The 26,118-nt window shown below is 63.1% G+C and carries 23 protein-coding genes; 9 read left to right on the top strand and 14 right to left on the bottom strand.

What is annotated here, in order from left to right:
• Positions 1-117 precede the first annotated feature (117 nt).
• The 3 genes from cgtA to rplU form a co-directional block, all read right to left on the bottom strand.
• The gene (gene cgtA, locus HU748_RS19215) at positions 118-1,341 is read right to left on the bottom strand and encodes an Obg family GTPase CgtA (RefSeq protein ID WP_186668347.1); all 1,224 of its coding nucleotides are present in this window, start codon (positions 1,339-1,341) and stop codon (positions 118-120) included.
• Between the two features lie 187 nt (positions 1,342-1,528).
• Positions 1,529-1,786 carry a 50S ribosomal protein L27 gene (rpmA, locus tag HU748_RS19210; RefSeq protein WP_029614211.1) on the bottom strand — a complete coding sequence of 86 codons (258 nt, stop codon included), beginning with the start codon at positions 1,784-1,786 and terminating at the stop codon, positions 1,529-1,531.
• Between the two features lie 38 nt (positions 1,787-1,824).
• Complete coding sequence (gene rplU, locus HU748_RS19205; protein WP_003247466.1) at positions 1,825-2,139, bottom strand: 50S ribosomal protein L21; 315 nt, start codon at positions 2,137-2,139, stop codon at positions 1,825-1,827.
• A 244-nt stretch (positions 2,140-2,383) separates the two neighbouring features.
• Between rplU and HU748_RS19200 the strand changes: the two genes are divergently transcribed.
• The 3 genes from HU748_RS19200 to HU748_RS19190 all read left to right on the top strand — a co-directional run bounded on the left by HU748_RS19200 (position 2,384) and on the right by HU748_RS19190 (position 4,259).
• Positions 2,384-3,352, top strand: a complete 969-nt coding sequence (locus HU748_RS19200) for a polyprenyl synthetase family protein (protein WP_065864077.1) — start codon at positions 2,384-2,386, stop codon at positions 3,350-3,352.
• A gap of 173 nt (positions 3,353-3,525) precedes the next feature.
• Positions 3,526-3,867, top strand: a complete 342-nt coding sequence (locus HU748_RS19195; RefSeq protein WP_186668349.1) for a zinc ribbon domain-containing protein YjdM — start codon at positions 3,526-3,528, stop codon at positions 3,865-3,867.
• A 146-nt stretch (positions 3,868-4,013) separates the two neighbouring features.
• The gene (locus HU748_RS19190; protein ID WP_186708127.1) at positions 4,014-4,259 is read left to right on the top strand and encodes a hypothetical protein; all 246 of its coding nucleotides are present in this window, start codon (positions 4,014-4,016) and stop codon (positions 4,257-4,259) included.
• Positions 4,260-4,423: 164 nt separating this feature from the next.
• Here the strand turns inward: HU748_RS19190 and HU748_RS19185 are convergent, their stop codons facing one another.
• The 5 genes from HU748_RS19185 to HU748_RS19165 form a co-directional block, all read right to left on the bottom strand.
• Entirely contained in the window at positions 4,424-5,041 is a 618-nt protein-coding gene (locus HU748_RS19185) for an FKBP-type peptidyl-prolyl cis-trans isomerase (RefSeq protein ID WP_186668353.1), read from the bottom strand.
• 86 nt (positions 5,042-5,127) lie between these two features.
• A complete protein-coding gene (locus tag HU748_RS19180) occupies positions 5,128-5,433 on the bottom strand; it encodes a DUF6482 family protein (RefSeq protein WP_186721516.1) in 306 nt (101 codons plus the stop codon).
• 131 nt (positions 5,434-5,564) lie between these two features.
• The gene (locus HU748_RS19175; protein ID WP_003247486.1) at positions 5,565-6,053 is read right to left on the bottom strand and encodes a TIGR00645 family protein; all 489 of its coding nucleotides are present in this window, start codon (positions 6,051-6,053) and stop codon (positions 5,565-5,567) included.
• A gap of 99 nt (positions 6,054-6,152) precedes the next feature.
• Positions 6,153-6,491 (bottom strand): hypothetical protein, encoded by a 339-nt coding sequence (locus HU748_RS19170; RefSeq protein ID WP_186668357.1) that lies wholly within the window; start codon positions 6,489-6,491, stop codon positions 6,153-6,155.
• Between the two features lie 160 nt (positions 6,492-6,651).
• A complete protein-coding gene (locus HU748_RS19165; protein ID WP_186668359.1) occupies positions 6,652-9,090 on the bottom strand; it encodes an ATP-binding protein in 2,439 nt (812 codons plus the stop codon).
• A gap of 252 nt (positions 9,091-9,342) precedes the next feature.
• On the opposite strand from HU748_RS19165, the gene HU748_RS19160 reads away from it, so the two are divergent.
• The 4 genes from HU748_RS19160 to HU748_RS19145 all read left to right on the top strand — a co-directional run bounded on the left by HU748_RS19160 (position 9,343) and on the right by HU748_RS19145 (position 12,804).
• On the top strand, positions 9,343-9,831 hold the full coding sequence (locus HU748_RS19160) for a DUF3015 domain-containing protein (protein ID WP_065864072.1): 489 nt from the start codon (positions 9,343-9,345) through the stop codon (positions 9,829-9,831).
• Between the two features lie 77 nt (positions 9,832-9,908).
• Complete coding sequence (locus HU748_RS19155; protein WP_186721515.1) at positions 9,909-11,762, top strand: DUF4105 domain-containing protein; 1,854 nt, start codon at positions 9,909-9,911, stop codon at positions 11,760-11,762.
• Positions 11,763-11,881: 119 nt separating this feature from the next.
• Positions 11,882-12,238, top strand: coding sequence for a hypothetical protein (locus HU748_RS19150; protein WP_186668362.1), 357 nt, complete (start codon positions 11,882-11,884; stop codon positions 12,236-12,238).
• 68 nt (positions 12,239-12,306) lie between these two features.
• On the top strand, positions 12,307-12,804 hold the full coding sequence (locus tag HU748_RS19145; RefSeq protein WP_186721514.1) for a GreA/GreB family elongation factor: 498 nt from the start codon (positions 12,307-12,309) through the stop codon (positions 12,802-12,804).
• A gap of 123 nt (positions 12,805-12,927) precedes the next feature.
• Here the strand turns inward: HU748_RS19145 and gdhA are convergent, their stop codons facing one another.
• The 3 genes from gdhA to HU748_RS19130 all read right to left on the bottom strand — a co-directional run bounded on the left by gdhA (position 12,928) and on the right by HU748_RS19130 (position 16,803).
• Complete coding sequence (gene gdhA, locus HU748_RS19140) at positions 12,928-14,268, bottom strand: NADP-specific glutamate dehydrogenase (protein ID WP_186668366.1); 1,341 nt, start codon at positions 14,266-14,268, stop codon at positions 12,928-12,930.
• A gap of 299 nt (positions 14,269-14,567) precedes the next feature.
• Positions 14,568-16,235 (bottom strand): energy-dependent translational throttle protein EttA, encoded by a 1,668-nt coding sequence (gene ettA / locus HU748_RS19135; protein ID WP_186721513.1) that lies wholly within the window; start codon positions 16,233-16,235, stop codon positions 14,568-14,570.
• A 163-nt stretch (positions 16,236-16,398) separates the two neighbouring features.
• Positions 16,399-16,803 carry a hypothetical protein gene (locus HU748_RS19130; RefSeq protein WP_186668370.1) on the bottom strand — a complete coding sequence of 135 codons (405 nt, stop codon included), beginning with the start codon at positions 16,801-16,803 and terminating at the stop codon, positions 16,399-16,401.
• A 370-nt stretch (positions 16,804-17,173) separates the two neighbouring features.
• On the opposite strand from HU748_RS19130, the gene HU748_RS19125 reads away from it, so the two are divergent.
• Positions 17,174-20,995, top strand: a complete 3,822-nt coding sequence (locus tag HU748_RS19125; RefSeq protein ID WP_186721511.1) for an EAL domain-containing protein — start codon at positions 17,174-17,176, stop codon at positions 20,993-20,995.
• A gap of 363 nt (positions 20,996-21,358) precedes the next feature.
• Positions 21,359-22,612: a serine hydroxymethyltransferase gene (glyA, locus tag HU748_RS19120; protein WP_054894053.1), complete on the top strand. Its 1,254-nt coding sequence runs from the start codon at positions 21,359-21,361 to the stop codon at positions 22,610-22,612.
• Between the two features lie 68 nt (positions 22,613-22,680).
• Here glyA and yjiA read toward each other — a convergent pair whose 3' ends face one another.
• The 3 genes from yjiA to HU748_RS19105 all read right to left on the bottom strand — a co-directional run bounded on the left by yjiA (position 22,681) and on the right by HU748_RS19105 (position 26,013).
• Positions 22,681-23,655: a GTPase gene (gene yjiA, locus HU748_RS19115; RefSeq protein ID WP_186721509.1), complete on the bottom strand. Its 975-nt coding sequence runs from the start codon at positions 23,653-23,655 to the stop codon at positions 22,681-22,683.
• A gap of 80 nt (positions 23,656-23,735) precedes the next feature.
• Positions 23,736-23,933, bottom strand: coding sequence for a YbdD/YjiX family protein (locus tag HU748_RS19110; protein ID WP_054894051.1), 198 nt, complete (start codon positions 23,931-23,933; stop codon positions 23,736-23,738).
• A 13-nt stretch (positions 23,934-23,946) separates the two neighbouring features.
• Positions 23,947-26,013, bottom strand: a complete 2,067-nt coding sequence (locus HU748_RS19105; protein ID WP_065864062.1) for a carbon starvation CstA family protein — start codon at positions 26,011-26,013, stop codon at positions 23,947-23,949.
• Positions 26,014-26,118: the final 105 nt, after the last annotated feature.

Below are 26,118 nucleotides of genomic sequence, written 5' to 3'. Positions count from 1 at the left end.
GCTCCCACAAGGATCGCAGCGGACCTGTGGGAGCGGGCTCGTCCCGCGATGGGCTCAACGCCCAAGCCTGATCACGGCACACTGCTCGAAGAGCGGCGTCCAGTGTACTGCAACCGGTCAGTCGCGCACGTAAATGATTTCCGGACCGTCCTCGTCGTCTTCGAAGTCATCCCAGTCGTCATCGTCGCCGATGTCGTGGACGCTCTTGACGCCGGTACGACGCAGGGTACGGGCGTCGTCCAGGGCCTGCAGCTGGGCGCGGGCCTCGTCTTCGATACGCTGGTCGAGGTCCTTGAGCTCGGCGGCGTAGGCCGGATCGTTGGCCAGGCGGTCGGCGCGGTCTTCGAGGAAGCGCATCAGGTCGTGGCTGAGCTTCTCGGTGCCCTGCTTGGAGATGGCCGAGATCACGTAGACCGGGCCATCCCAGTTCAGGCGATCGACGACTTCCTTCACACGCTCGTCGCGCTCGTCTTCCATCACCATGTCGGCCTTGTTCAGCACCAGCCAGCGCTCACGATCGACCAGTGCCGGGCTGAACTGCGCCAGCTCGTTGATGATCACTTCGGCGGCATCGGCCGGGCTGCTCTCGTCCAGCGGCGCCAGGTCGACCAGGTGCAACAGCACACGGGTACGGGCCAGGTGCTTGAGGAAGCGGATACCCAGGCCGGCACCTTCGGAGGCGCCCTCGATCAGGCCGGGAATGTCGGCAATGACGAAGCTCTTCCAGCGGTCCACGCTGACCACGCCCAGGTTCGGCACCAGGGTGGTGAACGGGTAGTCGGCAACCTTCGGCTTGGCGGCCGAGACGGCGCGAATGAAGGTGCTCTTGCCAGCGTTCGGCAGGCCCAGCAGGCCGACATCGGCCAGCACTTTCATTTCCATCTTCAGGTCGCGCTGTTCGCCCGGCTTGCCTGGCGTGGTCTGGCGCGGCGCACGGTTGGTGCTCGACTTGAAGCGGGTGTTGCCCAGGCCGTGCCAGCCGCCCTGGGCGACCATCAGTTTCTGACCGGGGGTGATCAGGTCGCCGATGACTTCCTGGGTGGAGGCATCGATCACCGTGGTGCCGACCGGCACGCGCAGGAACAGGTCCTCGCCCTTCTTGCCGGTGCAGTCGGTGCTGCCGCCATTCTGGCCACGCTGGGCCTCGTGGTGGCGGGTGTAGCGGTAGTCGACCAGGGTGTTGAGGTTCTCGTCGGCCACCATGTACACCGAGCCGCCGTCGCCACCGTCACCGCCGTTGGGACCACCGTTCTCGATGAATTTTTCGCGACGGAAGCTCATGCAACCGTTACCGCCGTCACCGGCTTTTACCCGGATCGATACTTCGTCAACAAACTTCATTCAAAACCGCCTCTCGTCGGACGACGAGCTGAAAACCAGAAAACCCTGAGGCTCTTGCAAAAATGAGCGCGGCGGCCCCGTACCATCAGAAACCAACGCCGGCAGCCCAGACAAACAGCTTTGCAAGAGGCTCACCACAAACGAAAAAGCCCCGTCGCATGACGGGGCTTCTGGAGCGACGTCGCGATTAAGCGGCGACGATGCTCACGTAACGGCGGTTGAACTCGCCTTTCTTCTCGAACTTGATCACGCCGTCGATTTTGGCGAACAGGGTGTGATCCTTGCCCATGCCAACGCCGTAGCCAGCGTGGAATTCGGTGCCGCGCTGACGGACGATGATGTTGCCCGGCTTGATAACCTGGCCGCCATACATCTTCACGCCAAGGCGTTTCGATTCTGAGTCGCGACCGTTACGAGTACTACCACCAGCCTTCTTGTGAGCCATGGTTCAATTCTCCAAATAAATTCAGGGGACCTAGGGGATTAAGCCTGGATACCGGTGATTTTGATCTCGGTGAACCACTGGCGGTGGCCCATGCGCTTCATGTGGTGCTTACGACGACGGAACTTGATGATGCGAACCTTGTCGTGGCGGCCTTGCGAAACCACTTCGGCCACTACTTTGGCGCCAGCGACGACTGGAGCACCGATGGTGACTTCTTCACCGTTGGCAACCAGCAGAACGCGATCGAAAGTCACGGATTCGCCAGTGGCGACTTCCAGTTTCTCGATCTTGAGGAATTCACCTTCAGCGACTTTGTACTGCTTGCCGCCGGTAACGATTACTGCGTAGGACATTTTGAATCTCCGATAATCCTGCTCACCCAGCGCTTTATATGATGAGTATTGGCTGGCATGGCTGCACAAGGCTGGAACGGCCCGGTGCAATTGCGTAAGGCAGGTGCTGCCCAGGAAGTTAGGGTGCGCGATTGTACGCAACCCGGCAAAGCCTTGCAAGTGCCGCCCCGAGGGTGCAGGCAGCGCGCCTTGACACACCGGGACCCGCGACCTAGCATGCCGCGCAACCTCAATGGAGCAGCCGATGCAACCCCAATCCTTCTACCGCGCGGTAGCTGACGATTTCAGCGCCGTCGACGAGATCATCAAGAAGCAGCTGACCTCGCGCGTGCCGCTGGTATCGAAGATCGGCGACTATATCACATCCGCTGGTGGCAAACGCCTGCGCCCATTGCTGGTGCTGCTGTGCGGCAAGGCCCTGGGCCGCGAAGGCGACGACCTGCGCCTGCTGGCCGCGACCATCGAATTCCTGCACACCGCCACCCTGCTGCACGACGATGTGGTCGACATGTCCGGCATGCGCCGCGGCCGCTCCACCGCCAACGCCCTGTGGGGCAACGCCCCGAGCGTGCTGGTCGGCGACTTCCTCTATTCGCGCTCGTTCGAGATGATGGTCGAACTGGGCTCGATGCCGGTCATGCAGATCCTCTCCAAGGCCACCCGGGTGATCGCCGAGGGTGAAGTGCTGCAACTGTCGCGCGTGCGCGATGCCAGCACCACCGAAGAGGTGTACATGGACGTCATCCGCGGCAAGACCGCCATGCTCTTCGAAGCCTCGACCCACAGCGCCGCGGCGCTGGCCGGCGCCAGCGACGAACAGCGCGAGGCCCTGCGTACCTTCGGCGACCACCTGGGCGTGGCCTTCCAGCTGGTCGATGACCTGCTCGACTACAAGGGCGACTCCGAAACCCTGGGCAAGAACGTCGGCGACGACCTGGCCGAAGGCAAGCCTACCCTGCCGCTGATCTACACCATGCGCGAAGGCACGCCAGAGCAGGCGGCGCTGGTGCGCCAGGCCATCCAGAAGGGTGGCCTGGAAGACCTCGAGCAGATCCGCATCGCCGTCGAAGCCTCCGGCGCGCTCGACTACACCGCACAGATGGCCCGCGACTACGTCGCCCGTGCCATCGCCTGCCTGGAAGTGCTGCCGGCGAGCGAATATCGTGATGCGCTGGTCGAGCTGAGCGAGTTCGCGGTCGCGCGTACGCACTGATAGATCGCATCGTCTTCATTCGCGGGCAAGCCCGCTCCCACAGGGCCCAAGTACATCAGGCCTTTTGTGGGAGCGGGCTTGCCCGCGAATGCTTTTGTGCGGACAAAAAACATTTTCGCCGCAAAACCTTATACAATGTGCGCCTTTAACCCTCTGTACACCAAGGAACCGAAGTGAGCACTTTGCCGCCCTGCCCCGCCTGCAACTCCGAATACACCTACGAGGATGGCACCCAACTGATCTGCCCCGAATGCGCCCACGAATGGTCGGCCATCGGCGACGCCGAGGCGAACAGCGATGACGTGGTGAAAAAGGATTCGGTCGGCAACGTCCTGCAGGATGGCGACACCGTCACCGTGATCAAGGACCTCAAGGTCAAGGGCTCTTCGCTGGTGGTCAAGGTCGGCACCAAGGTCAAGAACATCCGCCTGTGCGACGGCGATCACGACATCGATTGCAAGATCGACGGCATCGGCGCGATGAAGCTCAAGTCCGAGTTCGTGCGCAAGGTCTGAGGCTATTTGCAGGGCCGCCCTCGGGTGGCCCTGACAGATCCTGCAACAGGATCATCTGCACCCTTTGGCAGAATTAATCCAATAGTCACTTGCCATTTTGATAATAAGAATTATTCTCATTGGAACGTTTTCCAAGGAGAATAGCCATGACCTACCTGATCGACGCCTGGCTCGACCGCCCCCATCCCTACCTGCGCATCCTCCATCGCGAGACCGGCGAAGTCTGTGCCGTGCTCGAGGAAGAAGCACTCGACGAACTGCGTGACCAGGGCGACCTGGACCTCACCGGCCTGAACTCAAGTGAGCCTGGAGTACTGAAGGAACTGGTGAGGAATCTGTTTCTGTTCTGCTATGCGCGGGCGTTGCGCCCAGGGGGAACGGATTGGAATTGAGGCCGGCATTACCGGCCTCTTCGCGGGACAAGCCCGCTCCCACAGGGATTGGGCTGGTCTTTAGATTTTGAACAAGACAGTTGCTCCCACCAGTACACCTGCGCATTAGAGCCTGCGGGGCACATGTGGGAGCGGGCTGGTCCCGCGATGAAGACGACGCAGTCTTACAGAACGTCGAGCAGCTCGACGTCGAACACCAGCACGCTGTGCGGCGGGATGCTACCAACGCCTTGCGCGCCATAGGCCAGCTCGCTCGGCACGTACAGGCGCCATTTGCTGCCCGCGTTCATCAGTTGCAGCGCCTCGGTCCAGCCAGCGATCACGCCACCTACCGGGAATTCGGCAGGCTGGCCGCGCTCGTAGGAGCTGTCGAACACGGTGCCGTCGATCAGGGTGCCGTGGTAGTGGGTACGCACGTTGTCTTCGCGGCTCGGCTTGGCACCGCTACCTGCGGTCAGCACTTCGAACTGCAGGCCCGAGGCCAGGGTGGTGATGCCATCACGCTTGGCGTTCTCGACCAGGAAGGCCTTGCCCTCGGCGGCGGCGGCCTCGGCCTTGGCGGCAGCTTCGGCCTGCATCACTTCGCGGATAACCTTGAAGCTGGCAGACAGGTCGGCTTCGCTGACGCGGCTGTCGGCACCGTTGAAGGCGTCGGTCAGGCCGGCCAGGATCGCTTCCAGGCTCACACCCGGTGGCGGGTTGTCGCGCAGCTGGCCGCCCAGCTGACGGCCGATGCCGTAGCTGACGCGGGATTCGTCGGTGGACAGGTTGAGTTCGGACATTGGCTTGCTCCGCTTAAGGGCGCACTGCATCCGCGCCCTTGGTGAAAAGGGCAAGCAGCCTAGCACACTGGGGCTGCGCGAAGCAGCTACCAGGCCGAACGCTGGGAAATCGGGACCTTGAGGTCTTCCTCCGGGTGGCTGCCCATGCCGCACATCTCATCCTGCACCGACCAGTGCACCAGATTCATCGACAGCATCGGCAGGGCTTTCAGGAGCAATCGTGCATCTTCGACCGAGTGCACCCTCAAGCGCTCTCCACGGGGGGCGTGGAGAGGATGGGCGTGACCCTTGATCCGCGCCTCGAGCAGGTAGTCACCACCTTCGATGGCGATCAGGTTGAGTTCATCGACGTGGCCGGCCCTGGCCTCGGAATTGAGCTGATGCAGATTCATGAATGCACCTCGCTGCGGAAACCCCGCATGAGTGCTCATTTTTTGTACAGAAGCTGGGATTAGGCAAGGGGCCGTCGGTCGGGCCGCGTCGTGCCTTTCGCGGGTAAACCCGCGAAACGGCCTTCACCGACTCAATGCTTGGTCAGCTTGTCCAGATAACCCATGCAGAAAGCCGAGACCACGAAGGTCATGTGGATGATCACGTACCACATCAGGTAGTCGGTGGAGATGTTCTGCGCATCCATGAACACGCGCAGCAGGTGAATCGAGGAAATGGCCACGATCGACGCGGCAACCTTCATCTTCAGCGAAGAAGAATCCATCTTGCCCAGCCAGTTGAGCTTCTCCTTGCTCTCGTCGATGTCCAGTTGCGAGACGAAGTTCTCGTAGCCGGAGATCATCACCATCACCAACAGGCCGCCGACCAGCGACATGTCGATCAGCGAAAGGATCACGAGGATCAGGTCCGCCTCGCTCAGCGCAAAGACGTTGGGCAGTACGTGGACCACTTCCTGAAAGAATTTCAGCGCCAGCGCCAGCAGGCCCAGGGACAGGCCGAAATAGATCGGAGCGAGTAGCCAGCGGGAGGCATACATCGCGTTTTCGAGAATACGTTCCATGGAGGATAGGGGCTCATGAGATGACTGAAAAAGCGTGCGCGAGTATAGCCAGCCATCTATGACAGCAAAAGTCTGCGGCGGGTTGCCGCAGAGCCCTCTTCAATTGTCCGGACGGAACTGGTAGTCCCCAAGGTTGCGACAACGCTCGCCATTGATCCGCCGCAATTGCGCCTGCAGGTGCAGGCACCAGATTTGCGGATCCTCGGCCACCTGGTAGCCGTGCAGGGTCAAGCTGTCGACAATGGCGTTCATTACCGATTCGGCCACCATCGGCCCATGAAACGGCCCTTGCGCCTTGATCGCAGAAGGCTGCTCACCGGCCATGCCGGCGGCAAACAGCAAGGTCCACATGCCGTTGTCGCCGGCCAGCGGACGGATGCTGCACTCGATGCGGGTCACCAGGCCAAGGCACTGGCGGGTGAGGCTGAGGTTGCGCATGGCGGCGTCCCCTCTGAGAAGCCCTGTTCAGCCTGCACGACAGGCTGTTTCCATCCTGAACCCTGACAACTCCTTAAGTTCCAGCATAGATGACAGGTGAGCATTGCTGGAAAACCGGCGCTGAACGGTAGCACTTGGCCGCCAGCGCCGGTTTATTGACTCAGGCAGGCTTGGCCTCAGCCACCATCTCCTCCAGCCGTTCCTTTTCGGCGTCCTTGATCTCTTCCTCGCTGATCATCTCGGCGATGGCCCGAAGGCGCTCGACCACCCTTGCATTGACGCTGCCTTCGGGGAACTCGCCCTTCTCGTCGGGCGCACCAGCGTCCTCGCCCACCAGCAGGCTCAGCGCCTCATCGGCCTGGCTCACCGCATAGACATGGAAGCGCCCGGCCTCGACCGCCTGCAGCACGCGCTCGTCGAGCATCAACGTGGCGACGTTGGCGCGCGGGATGATCACCCCTTGCTCGCCGGTCAGGCCACGCGCTTCGCACAGGCGGAAGAAGCCTTCGATCTTCTCGTTGACCCCGCCCACCGCCTGCACTTCGCCGAACTGGTTGATCGAACCGGTGATGGCGAAGCACTGCTTGAGTGGCGTGCGCGACAACGCCGAGATCAGCGTACAGGCCTCGCCAAGCGAAGCACTGTCGCCGTCCACGTAGCCATAGGACTGCTCCAGCGCGATGCTCGCCGAGATCGCCAGGGGGAACTCCTGGGCATAGCGGCTGCCCAGGTAACCGGTGAGGATCATCACGCCTTTGGAGTGGATCGGCTGGCCGAGGTTGACCTCACGCTCGATGTCGACGATGCCGCTGCCGCCCGGGTAGACCGTGGCGGAGATCCGCGCAGGCATGCCGAATGCCGAATCGCCGACCTCCAGTACCGTCAGGCCGTTGCACTTGCCGATGGCAGCGCCTTCGCTGTCGATCAGGATGATGCCGGCGAGCATGTCATCGAGCACCCGCTGCGACACCCGCCCGGTGCGGGTCGCCTTGGCCTTGAGCGCGCGCTCGATGTGTCCGGCATCGGTCATCTCGTCGTTGGCCAACTGGCGGATGAAGTCCGCCTCGCTGACCAGTTGGAATAGGTCGCCGATACGCGCCGACAGGCGCGACTGGTTCTCGGCCAGGCGCGCGCTGAAGGTCGCCAGGCGCGCCACGGCATCGCTGGTCAGCGGCGCCATGCCCTCTTCATTGGTGCGCGTGCGCAGCAGTTGGGCGAACTGCTCGAGGTTCTCGTCCACCATCGGCATGTCTTCGTCGAAGTCGACCAGTACGCGGAACATCTCCTGGAAGTCCGAGTCGTGATCCTGCAGCGCGTAGTAGAGCTGACGCGAGCCGATGATCACCAGCTTGACGTTGAGCGGGATCATCTGCGGCGTCAGGGTGACGGTGGCGATGCGCCCCAGCTCGCCCAGGGGAGACTCCATTTTCAGCTTGCGCGACTGCAACGCACGCTTGAGCGCATCCCAGACGAAGGGCTCGCCCAGCATCTTCTCCGCTTCCAGGATCAGGAAGCCGCCGTTGGCGCGGTGCAATGCCCCCGGACGCAGCTGGCGGTAGGAGGTGGAAAGCGCGCCCTGGTCGGTGCTGTACTCGATGCGACCGAACAGGTTGTCGTAGGTCGGGTGCGGCTCGAACACCACAGGCGCGCCGCCATTGACCGGATGCCCCACCACCAGGCTTGGCGCGTACTGCTCCTCGAGCATCTTGCGCGCCACCGCGTCGGTCTTGGCATCGTCGACCAGTTGCTCGACCACGGTGCGCAGCAGGTTCAACTGCACCGACTGCAGGTAAGCGCACACCGCAGCGTTCTCGGCGTACTTCTCCGACAGAGGGGCCAGTAGCGGTTGCAGGGCCAGGGTGATGGTTTCTTCGTTCAGTTCGCGCAGCTGGTTGTTCGACTCGCGCTTCCACTGCGGCAGGCTGGACAGCTCCTCGTTGAGACGCTCCTCCAGCTCGGCGATGTCTTCGTGGAACTGCTCGCGGACCTCTTCAGGCAACTGGGCGAACTCGGCCTCATCCAGCGCCTTGCCTTCGGCCATGGGGGTGAAGGCGACATTGCTGGCGTCGCGGTACAGCGCCACGTCCTTTTCCAGCGACGCGCGTTCGATCACATCAAGGGCACGGTCGTAACGCTGGTTGAAGGCGCGATCGATGGCGCCCTTCTTCTGCTGGTAGGACGGGTGCTCGAACACCGCCGGGAAGGTCGCCAGCAGGTTACCGATCAAACCGTTCATGTCGGCGATGAACTCGCCAGCAGTGCCTGCCGGCAACTCCAGCGCACGCGGCTCGCGGGTGTCTTCGAAATTGTTGACGTAGACCCGGTCGGCCGGGGTCTGCTGGCGCTTGCCCTCGGCCTTGAGGTAGCGCTTGACGAAGGAGAAGCGGCCGGTACCCGGCTCGCCCATCACATAGACGTTGTAGCCAGGGCGTGGCATGGCCACGCCGAACTGCAGGGCCTCGACGGCACGCTCCTGGCCCAGTACTCCGCGAAACGGCTCCAGATCATCGGTGTTGGTGAAGGCAAACTGCTCGGGGGAAAAACGCCGGGTCAGGGCTTCAGGCGCGAGACGCAGGCGCGCAGCAACAGGATCGGGCATTGGGTTTCCTTACTTCGGCGGGGCGGATACGCAGCATTCTGGCGCCGGGGGCGCGCGCCTTGCAAGGCTCCGCGGGACTTTATGTCGCAGGCGTTAAAAAGGTTTGTCCAAGATTTTTTCGCAATCAACTACGCAACTATTGGATCGTGCCTAAACTCCAAACTGCGCGGGTGGGTAAAATGCTTCCCCGTCCTGGCATGAACTGCCAGACAACCCTGATCATTGATACGTATCGAAAAAGAGAATAACGCTATGAAACGGATTCTTCTGGGTACCTTGTTCGCCGCGGTTTCGATCAATGCCATGGCCGAAGCGCCAGGCGGCCCGAACTGCGGTTGGGGCAACCTGCTGTTCGAAGGCCAGCGCGGCACTCCGGCGCACTTCCTGGCCTCCACCACCAACGGCACCTCCGGTAACGCCACCTTCGGCATGACCTCCGGCACCAACGGCTGCTCCACCAAGGCAGCGCTCACCTACGGCGGCAAATCGTGGCTGGCCATGAATGGCACCATGAACGAACTGTCCGAAGACATGGCCCAGGGCCAGGGCGAAGCCCTGACCACCTACGCCGTGGTACTGGGCGTCAAACCCGAAGACCGCGCGCACTTCGCCTCGGTCACCCACGACCACTTCCAGCAGATCTTCAGCAGCGCCAACGTCACTGCCGAAGATGTCCACAACAACACCATCGCGGTCCTGAAAAAGGATCCACAACTGGCGAAGTACGCTACCGAAGCGTAAGTTCGACCTGCCCGCCCCGCTTGCGGGGCGGGTTTCGCCCACCTCCCTTCGGCATCATTCAGAAGTAGTTGCCCGATATGCTCAAACGCTTCGCCTACCTGACGTTATGCGCCTGCGCCCCTGCCTACGCGACACCTTCTTTGGATGAGGCGCGCGTGCAGCAGTTGGCCGCCGACCGCTACTGGATCGCACTGGGTCACTACGAAACCGCCAAGCTGGGCGGTTGGCGCAGTTATGTGGACGACGACAAATTCTTTCTCGCCGAGGACGGCGCCCATCATCCGGATCGCGAACTGCGGGCCACGGTCGATGCGCTGTATGCCCCGGCCAACCTGGGCGACAAACACGCCCAATGCGTCTTTCCGGCGCGCACCCGCTGGCTGCGCGAGCAACTGCAGCTCAGCGACCTGCCGACCCCGGACTGCCAGGAATACAGCCGCTGGTACGCCGACGTCGCACCGCACAGCGCGGTGCTGATCTTCCCGGCGGCCTACCTCAACAGCCCGTCCTCGATGTTCGGCCATACCCTGCTGCGCATCGACAAGGCCGACACCCGCAGCAACGACACCACGCTGCTCAGCTACGCGATCAACTTCGGCGCCTATATCGAAGGCAGCGACAACAGCATCCTCTACGCCTGGAAAGGCCTGATGGGCGGCTACCCCGGGCTGTTCGCGATGATGCCGTACCAGGAGAAACTCTCCGAATACCGCAGCCTGGAGAACCGCGACCTGTGGGAGTACCAGCTGGACCTGACGCCTGAAGAGACCGGGCGCATGGTCGAGCACGTCTGGGAACTCAAGCAGGTGCAGTTCGACTACTTCTTCTTCGACGAGAACTGCTCCTACCGCCTGCTGGAGCTGCTGCAGGTCGCCCGCCCCGGGCTGGACCTGACCTCGCAGTTCCCGCTCACCGCCATCCCTACCGATACGGTCAAGGCAGTCAAGCAGTCGGGGCTGGTGTCCGATGTGCGCTACCGGCCATCGCGCGAACGCGAGCTGCTGGCCCGCGCCGAGCCACTGGACCATCACGAAAAACAGCAGGTATTGGCCGTCAGCGCCGACACTGCGCAATTGCAGAGCCCCGAGTTCACCGCCCTGCCACGCGAACGCCAGGCTTTGGTACAAGATGCCGCCTATCGCCTGGAACGCTACCGCGCCACCGGCCAGGAGCGTGACCCCGAACAGGCCAGGCGCAGCTTCGAGCTGCTGCGGGCGATCAACCGCAACCCGCCGCCACCGCTGCAGATCGAACGCCCCGGCCTGCCCGAGGACGGTCATCAGTCGCGTACCTGGCAGCTGGGTGTCGGTACCCGCGAAGACCGCGCCTTCGCCGAGTACGGCTTGCGCATGGCCTACCACGACCTCAACGACAACGCCTACGGCTTCCCGCTCGGCGCACAGATCGAGATCCTCCAGCTCAAGCTGCGCCAGTACGAGGGCAACGACTGGCAGGTGCAACGCCTGGACCTGGCCACCATCCGCTCCCTGACCCCGCGCAACGAACTGCTCAAGCCCTGGTCGTGGCAGGTGGCTGGCGGCCTCGAGCGGGTGCCGGGCAAGCATGACGACGAGGTGCTGGTCAGCCACGTCAACGGCGGCGGCGGTGGGACCTGGCAGCTTGCCGACGGCCTGCTGGGCTTTGCCCTCGGTACGGTGCGGGTCGAACATCACAATGACTTCGCCGAGTTCATCTCGCCGGCGGCCGGTTTCAATGGTGGCCTGCTGTGGCGCAACGGGCTGGGCAACATGACCCTGGAGGCAAAAGGCGATTACTTCACCAATGGTGAAGTGCGGCGCAGCCTGAGCCTGAACCAGCAGTGGGAGATTTCGCAGAACCTGGGCCTGAGGTTGAGCGCCAAGCGCGAGTTCAGCCACCTGGCCACCGCACAGAACGAGGTGATGCTGGAGTTGAAGTGGTACCAGTACTGATACCTTTGCGTGGGGCCACAGGGATTCGCATCATGACGTGCAATCCTTCGACGGCGTTTTGACATCGCCGCGACAATCCACGACCTAGACTTCCCCTATCACCCGGAGGTCCAGTGTCTATGTCGCGGTACGGTTTCGCCCTGTGGATAACCCTGCTGTTGGTCGGCTGCCAGTCCACCCGCGAGCAGATGCTCGACCAGGGCTACCCACCGGCCTATGCCGATGGTTTCCAGGACGGCTGCAGCAGTGGCCGCCAGGCAGCGGGGCTGATGGTCGGAGATTTTCGCAAGGACGTCCCGCGCTACCTCCACGATCGCCGCTACGAAAGCGGTTGGGACGATGGTTTTCGTCAGTGCCATGCCATGCAGAACAGCGAAGACACGCGCCAGTACCGAGAGCGCTACTGGGACGAGCGTGACCGCGAATGGCAGCAGGAAAAAGACCGCGGTGCAGCGCGCGCCTATCGTCACAATTAGGTCGCAGCCAGACATTCAGGGAAACTCGACAACCCTCACCATGGTCTCCAGAAACAAGGAGGCCGTTCATGAGCCGAGCATTCGTCAACGAAGACCAGGCCGCCGCCCAGGCCAGCCAGCCGGTGGAGCGACGGGTCAGCGACCAGCCCAACTACGTCACCGCCAGCGGTCTTGCGCAACTGCAGCAACGCGTGGCGGCGCTCATTGCCCTGCACAGCGATCTGCAAGCCCAGGGTGAGCATGCCGACAAACAGCGCCTGGCCGATACCGAGCGCGACCTGCGCTACTTCCGCACACGCGTACAGAGCGCCCAGGTGGTGCCACCTGCGACCTCGCAGGACAAGGTCCAGATCGGCAGCCGGGTGAGATTTGTCGATGAGCAGGATGAGGAGCACAAGGTGCAACTGGTCGGGGAAGATCAGGCCGATGCAGCGCGCGGGCTGATCAACTGGGGTTCACCGCTGGGGCGGGCGCTGCTTGGCGCAAGGCCTGGGGATGAGGTGCTGTGGCGGCGGCCGGCGGGGGATCTGTCCATCGAGGTGGTCGAGATCCTGGGTGAGGGTTAGGGGCTGCTGCGCAGCCCAATCGCGATTCCTGCAGGAAGACCAGCACAATCCCTGTGGGAGCGGCGGTTCGGCGCTCCGACTTGTCCCGCGATTGGGCCACAAAGCGGCCCCGAGGATCTCGAATCAGACCACCCCCTGCGCCAGCATGGCATCCGCCACTTTCACGAAGCCGGCGATGTTCGCGCCCTTGACGTAGTTGACCGAGCCATCGGCTTGCTCGCCATAGTGCACGCACGCATGGTGGATCGACTGCATGATCGCATGCAGCTTGCTGTCCACCTCACCCGCCGTCCACAGCAGGCGCATGGCGTTCTGCGACATCTCGAGGCCCGACACCGCAACGCCACCGGCGTTGGACGCCTTGCCCGGTGCGAACAGGGTGCCCGCCTCGATGAACACATCCACCGCCTCGAGCGTGGTCGGCATGTTGGCGCCTTCGGCGACGCAGACGCAGCCGTTGCGCAGCAAGGCGCGGGCGTCCTCGACGTCCAGTTCGTTCTGGGTGGCGCACGGCAGGGCGATATCGCACGGCAGGCTCCACGGCGTCTGGCCCTTGCGGAACTCCAGGCCAAAACGCTCGGCCAGCTCGCTGATGCGGCCACGCTTGACGTTCTTGAGCTCCATCAGCGCATCCCACTGCTCGTCGTTCAGCCCGGCCTCGCAGAACAGCGTGCCTTCGGAGTCGGACAGCGAAATCACCTTGCCGCCCAGGTCCATGACCTTGCGCGCCGCATACTGGGCCACGTTGCCAGAACCGGAGATGGCCACGCGACGCCCGTCGATACGCAGGTCTTTACGCTTCAGCATCTCCTCGGCGAAGTACACGCAGCCGTAGCCGGTGGCTTCCGGCCGGATCAGGCTGCCGCCATAGGTCATGCCCTTGCCGGTCAGCACCGAGGTGAACTGGTTGGCCAGGCGCTTGTACTGGCCGAACATGAAGCCGATCTCACGGGCGCCAACACCGATGTCACCGGCCGGCACGTCGAGGTCGGCGCCGATGTGGCGGTACAGCTCGCTCATGAATGCCTGGCAGAAGCGCATGACTTCGGCATCGCTCTTGCCCTTGGGGTCGAAGTCCGAGCCACCTTTGCCGCCACCCATGGGCAGCGAGGTCAGCGAGTTCTTGAACACCTGTTCGAAGGCCAGGAACTTGAGCACGCCCAGGTTCACCGACGGGTGGAAGCGCAGCCCGCCCTTGTAGGGGCCGATGGCGCTGCTCATCTGGATGCGATAGCCGCGGTTGACCTGGACCTTGCCCTGGTCATCGACCCACGACACGCGGAACAGCACGGCACGCTCCGGCTCGACCATGCGTTCGAGGATGCCGGCCTGCAGGTAGTGGGGGTTGGCTTCGAGGAACGGCCAGAGGCTGCGCAGCACCTCTTCGACAGCCTGGTGGAATTCGGGCTGGGCAGGGTCACGCTGCTTCAGGCGTGCGAGGAAATGGTCGACGGATTCGATCATGGTAGACATCTCACCAAGAGGATTGGACTTATTGATTTTTTCCGGACTCTATCAAGAAGCAATCGCACTGGAACAGGGCAAAATGTCGTTTTTCTGAATTTTTTTGGTGCGTTTTATATAAATGTATACAAACCGTCACCGAGGTGTGGCATTCGCGGGCAAGCCCGCTCCTACAAGGGCCTGGACCGGCAAGCTTCCCTTCTAGAAGCGGGCTTGCCCGCGAATGAAGCACCACCGCTCCCAGCAAGGCACAAAAATGGGGCCCCTGAGGGCCCCATCCTTGTGCAACAAAAACCGGCTTACTGCGCCAGCTTCTTGTGCCGTACCCGGTGCGGCTGGGCAGCAGCGTCGCCCAGGCGTTTCTTGCGATCGGCTTCGTACTCGGTGTAGTTGCCCTCGAAGAACACCACGTTCGAGTCGTCCTCGTAAGCCAGGATGTGGGTCGCCACGCGGTCCAGGAACCAACGGTCGTGGGAAATCACGATGGCGGCGCCCGGGAAGTCCAGCAGGGCTTCCTCCAGCGAACGCAGGGTCTCGACGTCCAGGTCGTTGGACGGTTCGTCGAGCAGCAGGACGTTGCCGCCCTCTTTCAGGGTCAGTGCCAGGTGCAGACGGCCACGCTCACCACCGGAGAGGTCCTTGACGAACTTCTGCTGGTCGCCGCCCTTGAAGTTGAAACGGCCCACATAAGTGCGCGACGGGATCTCGTAGTTGCCGATGCGGATCTGGTCGGAACCGTCGGAGATCTGCTGGAACACGGTCTTGCTGCCGTCCAGGTCCTCGCGGCTCTGGTCGACGCAGGCCAGTTGCACGGTTTCACCGATCTCGATGCTGCCCGAGTCCGGCTGCTCCTTGCCCATCAGCATGCGGAACAGGGTCGACTTACCGGCGCCGTTACCGCCGATAACGCCGACGATGGCGCCTTTTGGCATGGAGAACGACAGGTTGTCGATCAGCACGCGGTCGCCATAACCCTTGGAGACGTTCTTGAACTCGATGACCTTGTCGCCCAGGCGCGGACCTGCCGGGATGTAGATCTCGTTGGTCTCGCTGCGCTTCTGGAACTCCTGCGACTGCATCTCTTCGAAACGCTGCAGGCGAGCCTTGGACTTGGACTGGCGGGCCTTGGCGCCTTTGCGCACCCACTCCAGTTCCTCTTTCATGGCCTTCTCGTGGGCGCTCTGCTGCTTGGATTCCTGCGCCAGACGGTCCGACTTGGCCTCCAGCCAGCCCGAGTAGTTGCCTTCGTACGGGATGCCCGCGCCGCGGTCCAGTTCGAGGATCCAGCCGGCGACGTTGTCGAGGAAGTAACGGTCGTGGGTAATGGCGACCACGGTGCCAGGGAAGTCGTGCAGGAAGCGCTCCAGCCAGGCCACCGAGTCGGCGTCCAGGTGGTTGGTCGGTTCGTCCAGCAGCAGCATGTCAGGGGCCGACAGCAGCAGGCGGCACAGGGCCACACGACGCTTCTCGCCACCAGACAGGTGCTCAATGCGCGCATCCCAGGCCGGCAGGCGCAGAGCGTCGGCAGCGACGTCCAGCTGACGCTCCAGGTTGTGACCGTCAGCGGCCTGCAGGATGGCTTCGAGCTTGGCCTGTTCGGCGGCCAGCTTGTCGAAGTCGGCATCCGGGTCGGCGTAGGCGGCGTAGACCTCGTCCAGGCGCGCCTGGGCGTCCTTGATCACGCTGACCGCTTCCTCGACCACTTCACGCACGGTCTTGTTCGGGTCCAGCTGGGGCTCCTGCGGCAGGTAGCCGACATTGATGTCGGGCATCGGACGGGCTTCGCCGTCGAATTCCTTGTCGACACCCGCCATGATCCGCAGCAGCGTGGACTTACCGGCGCCGTTCAGGCCCAGCACGCCGATCTTGGCGCCGGGGAAGAACGACAGGGAGATGTTCTTGAGAATTTCCCGCTTCGGCGGCACGACCTTGCTCAGCCGATGCATGGTGTAGACGTATTGAGCCAAAACCAAGCCCTCTATATGGATAGGTAAAGACATCGACGATCGCCCTGAACGGGTCAGGGCGATCTGTATTCGAGGTGTCGTTGAACAAAGCTGGCCATTCTACGCCAAGTCTTGGTGAATGGCTGCCATGTGCAGGATCTGCACGTCGGCATTGCGCGAGCGATCAGACGTGACGCTGCTTGCCCTTGCCGCGCGGCAGGCGCGACCGCCCGCTTTCTTCGGCCAGGCGCGCGGCCCAGGCGGCCTTGACGCTGAAACCGCCGGTGCGGACCGGGGTCTCGACGGTCTTGCCGGCCGGCTTGCTCGCCGGTTTGCTCACAACCTTCGCTGCAGGTTTCACCTCGGCGGCAACAACCGCGACTTCGGCCGGCTCGAGCGCAGCCTTGGCCGACTTGCGCAGCTCGGCCAGCGACGGCGTCTTGCGCTGGGCAGCCGCCGCGTCGGGCTTGGCGAACGAGCGCTGGCAGGACTTGCAGGATACGTCGTCGGCCACGGCAGTGCTGACCAAAGTCTGACTGCTGCGCCCACAGGCGGAATCGAGGCCATTGGTGGAATAGTGGGTAACCAAACCGTGCTTCTCCGATGCATTGACTATGAAACGGCCGGCATTCTCGCACAGGTTGCAGGGGCTTGCCGAACACCCGGCCGGCGCCGGGACGAGACATATCGGCTGGCACTTTGCCATAATCCAAGGCATGCTAGGGTCCGTCTGAAATGTGTCTGCGCGAAGGCCAGACAAGGCGAAACGGGGGGAGGAAGCGCAGTGTACTGGAGTACATGAGCATTCCGAGCCACGTTTCAACGCAGTATGGGCGAGTGCAGATACATATCAGACAGAGCCTAGCCGCTTTCGTATGTCCGGCCTTATAGTGCGCCACGGCGGCATGCCGCGTGCATGATCCCCCCTGCCTTCGCCAGCCCAATCGCAGGACCAACGCTTGACCAACTTCACCCGACCGCCCATCCAGCGCCCTGCGCCGCCTGCTTCGTTGCGAGGCTCGCTCAAGGGTGCGCTTGCCCTGCTGGCCCTGGTCCTGCTGGGGCTGTTGTTCTGGCAACTGTTCTCGCAGTTCCGCCACACACAGGCCGACCTGCGCCAGCAAAGCGTGGCGACGAGTGCGGAACTGGCCCACCACCTGACCCTGAACATGGCGCTCAAGGCGCAGCAGGCCATGAATCTGCTGCAGCCCTACGTCAAGCCGCCGTCGCCTGCGGCCCTGCCGGCGCTGCTGCAGACACTCAGGGGACGCTTGCCGGCCTTGCGTGGCCTGGCCTGGCTGGACAGCAACGGGCAAATCCGCGGCGACAGCCTGCGCGACAGCCCCGACCGCCAAACGATCGACGGCCTGGTACGTCTGAACCAGGGTAACGCCTACTTCTATGGTAATTCGAGCGACAACCAGCTGGTCTACCTGCTGCTGCGCCAGCCCACCGAACAAGATCGCGGCTACTGGCTGCTGCGCCTGTCCGCCGACTACTACCAGGAGCTGACCAGCAAGCTCAACACACATATCCACCCGCTCTGGCTGCTGGAAAACAGCCGTGACGGCGCAGTCATCGAGCGCAGCGGTGTCGCCCACGCCAACCCATCGGCGCTGCACAGCGTGCTGCTGGCCTTCATCGACAACAGTACCTGGCAGGTCCGCGGCCTGCACGACCCGGCCTCGGCCCGCGATAAACTGTTGCCGGCCCTGCTGGGCAAGAGCCTGCTGGTGCTGTTCTGCGCCCTGCTGCCGGGCCTGGCGCTGGTCAACATGCGCCGCCGCCAGCAGGCCCTGCAGGAAGACCGCCGGCGCTATCAGGATATCTTCGAGAGCACCGGCGTGGCCCTGTGCGTGCTCGACCTGTCGAGCCTGCCCGGTCAGCTCGATCGCTACCACCTGCGCAACCTCGCCGCGCTCAAGCAGAGCCTGGCACTGGAGCCGAGCCTGCGCCGCAACCTGCTGCAGGAACTGAAGATCACCGAGATCAACGAAGTTGCACGCCAGTTGCTCAACGTGACCTGCAACGAGGGCGCCTGGCAGCGGTTGATCGAGGGCAGCGGCGACGGCCGCGAGAGTATCGGCATGCAGTTGCTCGACGCCCTGATCGAACAGCGCGCGCAGTTCGAGTTGGAAGTACGCCTGCCCTCGCCACTGGGTGGCGAGCTGCACCTGTGGCTGATGGCCCGCCTGCCCCAGCAGCGGCGCGACTATCAGGCCGTGATCCTCAGCATCAGCGACATCACCAGCCGCAAGCAGGTCGAACTGTCGCTGCTCGAACGTGAAAGCTTCTGGTCGGACGTCGTGCGTACCGTACCCGACCAGCTCTACGTTCAGGACGTGCACAACCGGCGCATGATCTTCAGCAACCGCCACCTGGGGCAAACCCTGGGCTACGACCGCTCGGAGCTTGCGCAGATGGGCGATCACTTCTGGGAGCTGCTGCTGCACCCCGAGGATGCCGAGCACTACCGCAGCCTGCGCCAGCAACAGCGCGACAGCGGTCACAGCCAGTCGCTGCACTGCCAACTGCGCTTCCGCCACCGCGACGGCGGCTGGCGCTGCTACGACATCCGCGAGCAGGTCCTGGCCCGCGATGGCGAAGGCCAGGTCACGCGGATCATCGGCGTGGGCAAGGACGTCACGGTGCAGATCGAGGCCAGCCAGTCGCTGCGTGACAGCGAGCAGCGCTACCGGATGCTCGCCGAAAGCATCAGCGACGTGATCTTCTCCACCGACAACCAACTGCAGCTCAACTACATCAGCCCCTCGGTGCAGACGGTGCTGGGCTATCCGGTGGACTACATCTTCGACAACGGCTGGCCATCGATCATCGCCAACCCCTCCCAGCTCAGCGGCATGCAGAGCCTCATGGAGCGGGTCAGCAAGGCGCTGGACGACCGCGAGCAACTGCGCCAGTTGCGCAGTCAACTGCCCACCCAGGTATTCCTGTTCGACTGCCTGCGTGCCGACGGTCGCAAGATCCCCATCGAGCTGCGCCTGGTGCTGGTGTGGGACGATCACGAACGATTCGAAGGCGTGCTTGGGGTGGGGCGCGACATCAGCCAGCAGCGACGCGCCGAGAAAGACCTGCGCATGGCGGCGACGGTATTCGAGCACTCGACCTCGGCGATCCTGATCACCGACCCGGCCGGCTATATCGTCCAGGTCAACGAAGCCTTCAGCCGGGTCAGCGGCTATGCGCCCGATGAAGTACTCGACCAGCGCCCGAACATGCTCACCGTCGAAGGCCAGCAGGACGCGCACCTGGGCTATGTGCTCAAGCAACTGAACCAGCGCGGCACCTGGGAAGGCGAAGTGTGGCTCAAGCGCCGCAGCGGCGAGCACTATCCGGCCTGGGTCGGCATCACCGCGGTGCTCGACGATGAGCGCGACCTGGCCAGCTATGTGTGTTTCTTCACCGACATCAGCGAGCGCAAGGCCAGCGAGCAGCGCATCCACCGCCTGGCGTACTACGACGCCCTCACCCACCTGCCCAACCGCACGCTGTTCCAGGACCGCCTGCACACGGCATTGCAGCAGGCCGAGCGGCACAAGTCGTGGGTGGTGCTGATGTTCCTCGACCTCGACCGTTTCAAGCCGATCAACGACTCCCTCGGCCACGCCGCAGGCGATCGCATGCTCAAGGACATGGCCGAGCGCCTGCTGGCCTGTGTCGATGAAGACGACACCGTGGCGCGCATGGGCGGCGACGAGTTCACCCTGCTGCTGCAGTCGCGTACCAGCCGCGAAATGGCGCTGAACCGCGCCATTCATGTGGCCGAGAACATCCTCGCCAGCCTGGTGCGGCCATTCGTGCTGGAGAATCGCGAGTTCTTCGTCACCGCCAGTATCGGCATCGCCCTCAGCCCGCAGGACGGCAACGAGCTGAGCCAACTGATGAAGAACGCCGACACGGCGATGTACCACGCCAAGGAGCGCGGCAAGAACAACTTCCAGTTCTACCAGGCCGACATGAACGCCAGTGCCCTGGAGCGCCTGGAGCTGGAAAGCGATCTGCGCCACGCCCTGGAGCAGAACGAGTTCATGCTTTACTACCAGCCGCAGTTCAGCGGCGACGGCAAGCGCCTGACCGGCGCCGAAGCGCTGCTGCGCTGGCGCCATCCACGTCGCGGCCTGGTGCCGCCGGGCGACTTCATCCCGGTGATCGAGGAACTGGGCCTGGTGGTCGACGTCGGCGACTGGGTGTTGCGCGAGGCCAGTCGCCAGCTCAAGGCCTGGCACAAGGCCAAGGTGCGGGTGCCCAAGGTGTCGGTGAACATCTCGGCGCGGCAGTTCTCCGACGGCCAGCTGGGGACGCGGATCGCGACCATTCTCGAAGAAACCGGCCTGCCGCCGGCGTGCCTGGAGCTGGAGCTGACCGAAAGTATCCTGATGCGCGAGGTCAACGAGGCCATGCAGATCCTCGACAGCCTGAAGAACCTGGGCCTGAGCATCGCGGTGGACGACTTCGGCACGGGCTATTCGTCGCTCAACTACCTCAAGCAGTTCCCCATCGACGTGCTGAAGATCGACCGCACCTTCGTCGACGGCCTGCCCGAAGGCGAGCAGGATGCGCAGATCGCGCGGGCAATCATCGCCATGGCCCACAGCCTCAACCTGGCGGTGATCGCCGAAGGCGTGGAGACGCATGAACAGCTGGAGTTCCTGCGTGAGCACGGCTGCGACGAAGTCCAGGGCTACCTGTTCGGCCGGCCGATGCCGGCCAACCAGTTCGAGGCGCAGTTCAGCAACGAAACCTTGTTCATGTTCCAGTAAGAAATAACGACCCTGCGCGATCCCTGCTCTGTTCAAAATCCAAAGGCCAGCCCCAATCCCTGTAGGAGCGGGCTTGTCCCGCGAACACGGGCGTAGCCCGTGCCAGGCAGCGCGGTGTCTTTTTCGCGGGCAAGCCCGCTCCTACAGGGTGGACTGCCCGAAGAAGCTGGACACCAATCCAGCCTCCACCAGGCATCGAAAAAACGGACTTCGGAGTCAACTAGCGCCCCGTCTCAGCCCAGTCCCCGCGCGGTCTGCAACATGAAGCCCACTGGTCCGCGACTTGATGCCACTTCATATGCCAGGCCCGACCCAATCGGTTAGAATGCCATCCCAATTCAGCCCCGATCCTTGAGGACCGCCATGTTCAGCCGTGATTTGACCATTGCCAAGTACGACGCCGAGCTCTTCGAAGCCATGCAGCAAGAAGCCCTGCGCCAGGAAGAGCATATCGAGCTGATCGCTTCGGAAAACTACACCAGCCCAGCGGTCATGGAGGCCCAGGGCTCGGTTCTGACCAACAAGTACGCAGAAGGCTACCCAGGCAAGCGCTACTACGGCGGTTGCGAGTACGTCGACGTCGTCGAGCAACTGGCCATCGACCGTGCCAAGGAACTGTTCGGCGCCGACTACGCCAACGTCCAGCCGCACGCCGGCTCCCAGGCCAACGCTGCCGTCTACCTGGCCCTGCTGTCGGCCGGTGACACCATCCTGGGCATGAGCCTGGCCCACGGCGGTCACCTGACCCACGGCGCCAGCGTCAGCTCTTCGGGCAAGCTGTACAACGCCGTTCAGTACGGCATCGACGGCAACGGCCTGATCGACTACGACGAAGTCGAGCGCCTGGCTGTCGAGCACAAGCCGAAGATGATCGTCGCCGGCTTCTCCGCCTACTCGCAAGTCCTGGACTTCGCCCGCTTCCGCGAAATCGCCGACAAGGTCGGTGCCTACCTGTTCGTCGACATGGCCCACGTCGCTGGCCTGGTCGCCGCTGGCGTCTACCCGAACCCGGTTCCATTCGCCGACGTGGTCACCACCACCACCCACAAGACCCTGCGTGGTCCACGTGGCGGCCTGATCCTGGCCCGTGCCAACGCCGACATCGAGAAGAAGCTGAACTCCGCAGTCTTCCCGGGCGCCCAGGGTGGCCCGCTGGAGCACGTCATCGCCGCCAAGGCGATCTGCTTCAAGGAAGCCCTGCAGCCTGAGTTCAAGGCCTACCAGCAGCAGGTAGTGAAGAACGCCCAGGCCATGGCCAGCGTGTTCATCGAGCGTGGTTTCGACGTCGTTTCCGGCGGCACCGAAAACCACCTGTTCCTGCTGTCGCTGATCAAGCAGGAAATCTCGGGCAAGGACGCTGACGCCGCGCTGGGCAAAGCCTTCATCACCGTGAACAAGAACTCGGTCCCGAACGACCCACGTTCGCCGTTCGTCACCTCGGGCCTGCGCTTCGGCACCCCAGCCGTCACCACCCGTGGCTTCAAGGAAGCCGAGTGCCGCGAGCTGGCCGGCTGGATCTGCGACATCCTCGCCGACCTGAACAACGAAGCGGTGATCGACGCCGTGCGTGAGAAGGTCAAGGCCATCTGCAAGAAGCTGCCGGTGTACGGCAACTGATTGGCAATCGCCTGATGTGAAAAAGCCCGGCCTTGTGCCGGGCATTTTGCTTATGTCTTGCGCACCTGTCAGCCAGCCAACGCGGCAAAATCCTCGCGTATCCGGTCTTGCGGCAGCTCATCACCGATAAACACCATCACGCTTTCGCGCACCTCGCCCTCTTTCCACTCGGCATCCCAGTCGAAGCCATACAGTTTGAGCACGCCCTGAAACACCAGCCGACGGTCCTCCCCGGCGATGTTCAACACCCCCTTGTAACGCAGCAATTGCTTGCCATGGTCTTCCAGCAACTGGTTCATGAAGTCGCTGAGGCGGTCGATGTCCAGCGGCTTTTCCGTGCGTAGCACAAGGGTGGAGATACGGTCCGGGGTCGCGGGCTTGAGCACCGGACGCAGGGTCGGCCTCGGGCTCAGCCCCAAGTCCGGGTTGAGATTGAAACCGCGCACGTCGAGCAGCTCAGCCAGGTCGATACGACCATGCTCGACCACGCGGATCTGTGCGCGGCCATTGATCCGCGCCAAACGCTCGCGCAGCGCCTCGACCACATCAGGCTCGACCAGGTCGGTCTTGCTCAGCAGCAGGCGATCGGCAAAACCGACCTGGGCCTGGGCGATGGCCTGGGTCAGGTGGAAATCGGCATGCTTGGCGTCCACCAGGGTGATGATGCCGTCGAGGATGTAGCGTTCGCGTAGCTCCTCGTCGATGAAGAAGGTCTGCGCCACCGGCGCCGGGTCGGCGAGGCCGGTGCACTCGATCACCAGGCGATCGAAGGCGATTTCACCGGCATCCTGGCGTTCGAGCAGCAGGTACAGGGCACGGGTAAGGTCGCCATGGATGCTGCAGCACACACAACCGTTGGCCAGGGTCATCACCTGTACCGGTTCGTCGCCCAGCAGTTGGCTGTCGATGCCCGCCTCGCTGAATTCGTTTTCGATCACGGCGATCTTCAGGCCATGCTCGGCCTTGAGCATGTGCTTGAGCAGGGTGGTCTTGCCGGCACCGAGAAAGCCGGTGAGCACGGTGACGGGAATCGGGGTATGCACGCGTTTGCCTCCATTGAAGCCGAAAATGACTGTGGGAGCCCGATTGCGCGGGCTCCCACAGGTTCAAGCGAGTTACAGACTCAACAGCACTTGGGGCCGGCCTTGCCACCGTAACGGGCTTCCTGGCGCTCCTTGAAGAAGTCCTCGTAGCTCATCACCGGCTTGTCCGGATGCTTGTTCTGCATGTGCTCGACATAGGTGTCGTAATCGGGCATGCCGACCATCAGTCGGGCAGCCTGCCCCAGATACTTACCCAGTCGCCCCAGGTCGTTGAACATCGCTGCAATCCTCTCAAGCGTCAGGCAGGGCCTGGAATGGGGTTTCCTTGTCGCTGCGCTCCTTGCGACCCAAGGCGGCGATACCGACCTTGATGGCGAAGAACAGTACGCTGAACACCACCACCAGGAACAGCACGGTGAGACCGGCGTTGGTGTAGGCGTTGAAGATCACGTGCTGCATCTGGCCGATGTCCTTGGCCGGAGCCAGGACCTGACCGGCATCCAGCGCGGTGCTGTACTTCTTGGCCAGGGCCAGGAAGCCGACTGCCGGGTTCGGGTCGAACAGCTTGATCAGGCCTGCGGTGGTGGTGCAGATCAGCAGCCATAGCGCTGGCAGCAAGGTGACCCAGATATAGCGCTCGCGCTTCATCTTGATCAATACCACGGTGCCGAGCATCAGCGCGATACCGGCTAGCATCTGGTTGGAGATACCGAACAGCGGCCACAGGGTGTTGATACCGCCCAGCGGGTCGATCACGCCCTGGTACAGCAGGTAGCCCCACAGCGCCACGCAACCGGCGGTGCCGATCAGGTTGGCGGTCCACGACTCGGTGCGCTTGAGCGCTGGCACGAAGCTGCCCAGCAGGTCCTGCAGCATGAAGCGCCCGGCACGGGTACCGGCATCCACGGCAGTCAGGATGAACAGCGCCTCGAACAGGATCGCGAAGTGGTACCAGAAGGCCATGGTGTTCTCACCCGGCAATACCTGGTGGAGGATCTGCGCGATCCCCACCGCCAGCGTCGGTGCACCACCGGCACGCGCCAGGATGGTGTGCTCGCCGATGTCACGGGCGGTGGCCTCGAGCTGCTCGGGGGTGATGGTGAAGCCCCAACTGCTGACGGTCTGCGCCACCGACACGACGTCGGCACCGACCACTGCGGCCGGGCTGTTCATGGCGAAGTACACGCCCGGCTCGATGACCGAGGCGGCGACCATGGCCATGATGGCGACGAACGACTCCATCAGCATGCCGCCGTAGCCGATGTAGCGGGCGTTGGTTTCGTTGTCCAGCAGCTTGGGCGTGGTGCCCGAACTGATCAGGGCATGGAAGCCGGACACCGCGCCGCAGGCGATGGTGATGAACAGGAACGGGAACAGGGTGCCCTTCCACACAGGGCCGGTACCGTCGGTGAACTGGGTCAGGGCCGGCATTTTCAGCTCAGGCGCGATGATCAGGATACCGATGGCCAGGCCGATGATGGTGCCGATCTTGAGGAAGGTCGAGAGATAGTCACGCGGTGCCAGCACCAGCCACACCGGCAGCACGGCGGCGACGAAGCCATAGCCGACCAGCATCCAGGTGATCTGCACGCCGGTAAAGGTGAACGCCGGGCCCCACACAGGATCCGCCGCGATCACGCCGCCCAGCCAGATCGATGCCAGCAGCAGCACCACGCCGATCAGCGAAATCTCGCCAATACGGCCCGGGCGGATGAAGCGCATGTAGATGCCCATGAACATGGCGATCGGGATGGTCGCCATCACCGTGAACATGCCCCACGGGCTCTCGGCCAAGGCCTTGACCACGATCAGCGCCAGCACCGCGAGGATGATGATCATGATCAGGAAGCAGCCGAACAGGGCGATGGTGCCCGGAATGCGGCCCATTTCCTCACGCACCATGTCGCCCAGCGAACGGCCGTTGCGGCGGGTGGAGAGGAACAGGACCATGAAGTCCTGCACGGCCCCTGCCAGTACCACGCCGGCAATCAGCCAGAGCGTACCGGGCAGGTAGCCCATCTGCGCGGCGAGCACCGGGCCGACCAGCGGGCCGGCGCCAGCGATGGCGGCGAAATGGTGACCGAAGAGGATGTGCTTGTTGGTCGGGACGTAGTCCAGGCCATCGTTGTTGAGTACCGCCGGGGTCGCCCGGCGCGGATCGAGTTGCATCACCTTGGTGGCGATGAACAGGCTGTAGTAGCGGTAGGCGACCAGGTAGATGGCCACAGCCGCGACCACGATCCACAAGGCGTTGATGGCTTCACCGCGACGCAGGGCGACCACACCCAGCGCACAGGCTCCTATGACTGCCAGCGCCAGCCACGGGATGTGACGTAGCAGGCTGTTATTGTTATTCATGGCATGCTTCCAGCTAAGTGGTTGGAATAGACAGCTCACTGAGTCTAGGGCCTGCTCGCCAGCTTTACCATATTGAATTGCACCCTGCCCGCGCCGCCCTAGAGC

The organism is Pseudomonas sp. RW3S2 (assembly GCF_014268955.1).
In the GTDB taxonomy this organism is placed as follows: domain Bacteria; phylum Pseudomonadota; class Gammaproteobacteria; order Pseudomonadales; family Pseudomonadaceae; genus Aquipseudomonas; species Aquipseudomonas wayambapalatensis.
The sequence above is the reverse complement of the archived record's forward strand: the minus strand, read 5'-3'. Positions and strand labels throughout refer to the sequence as shown.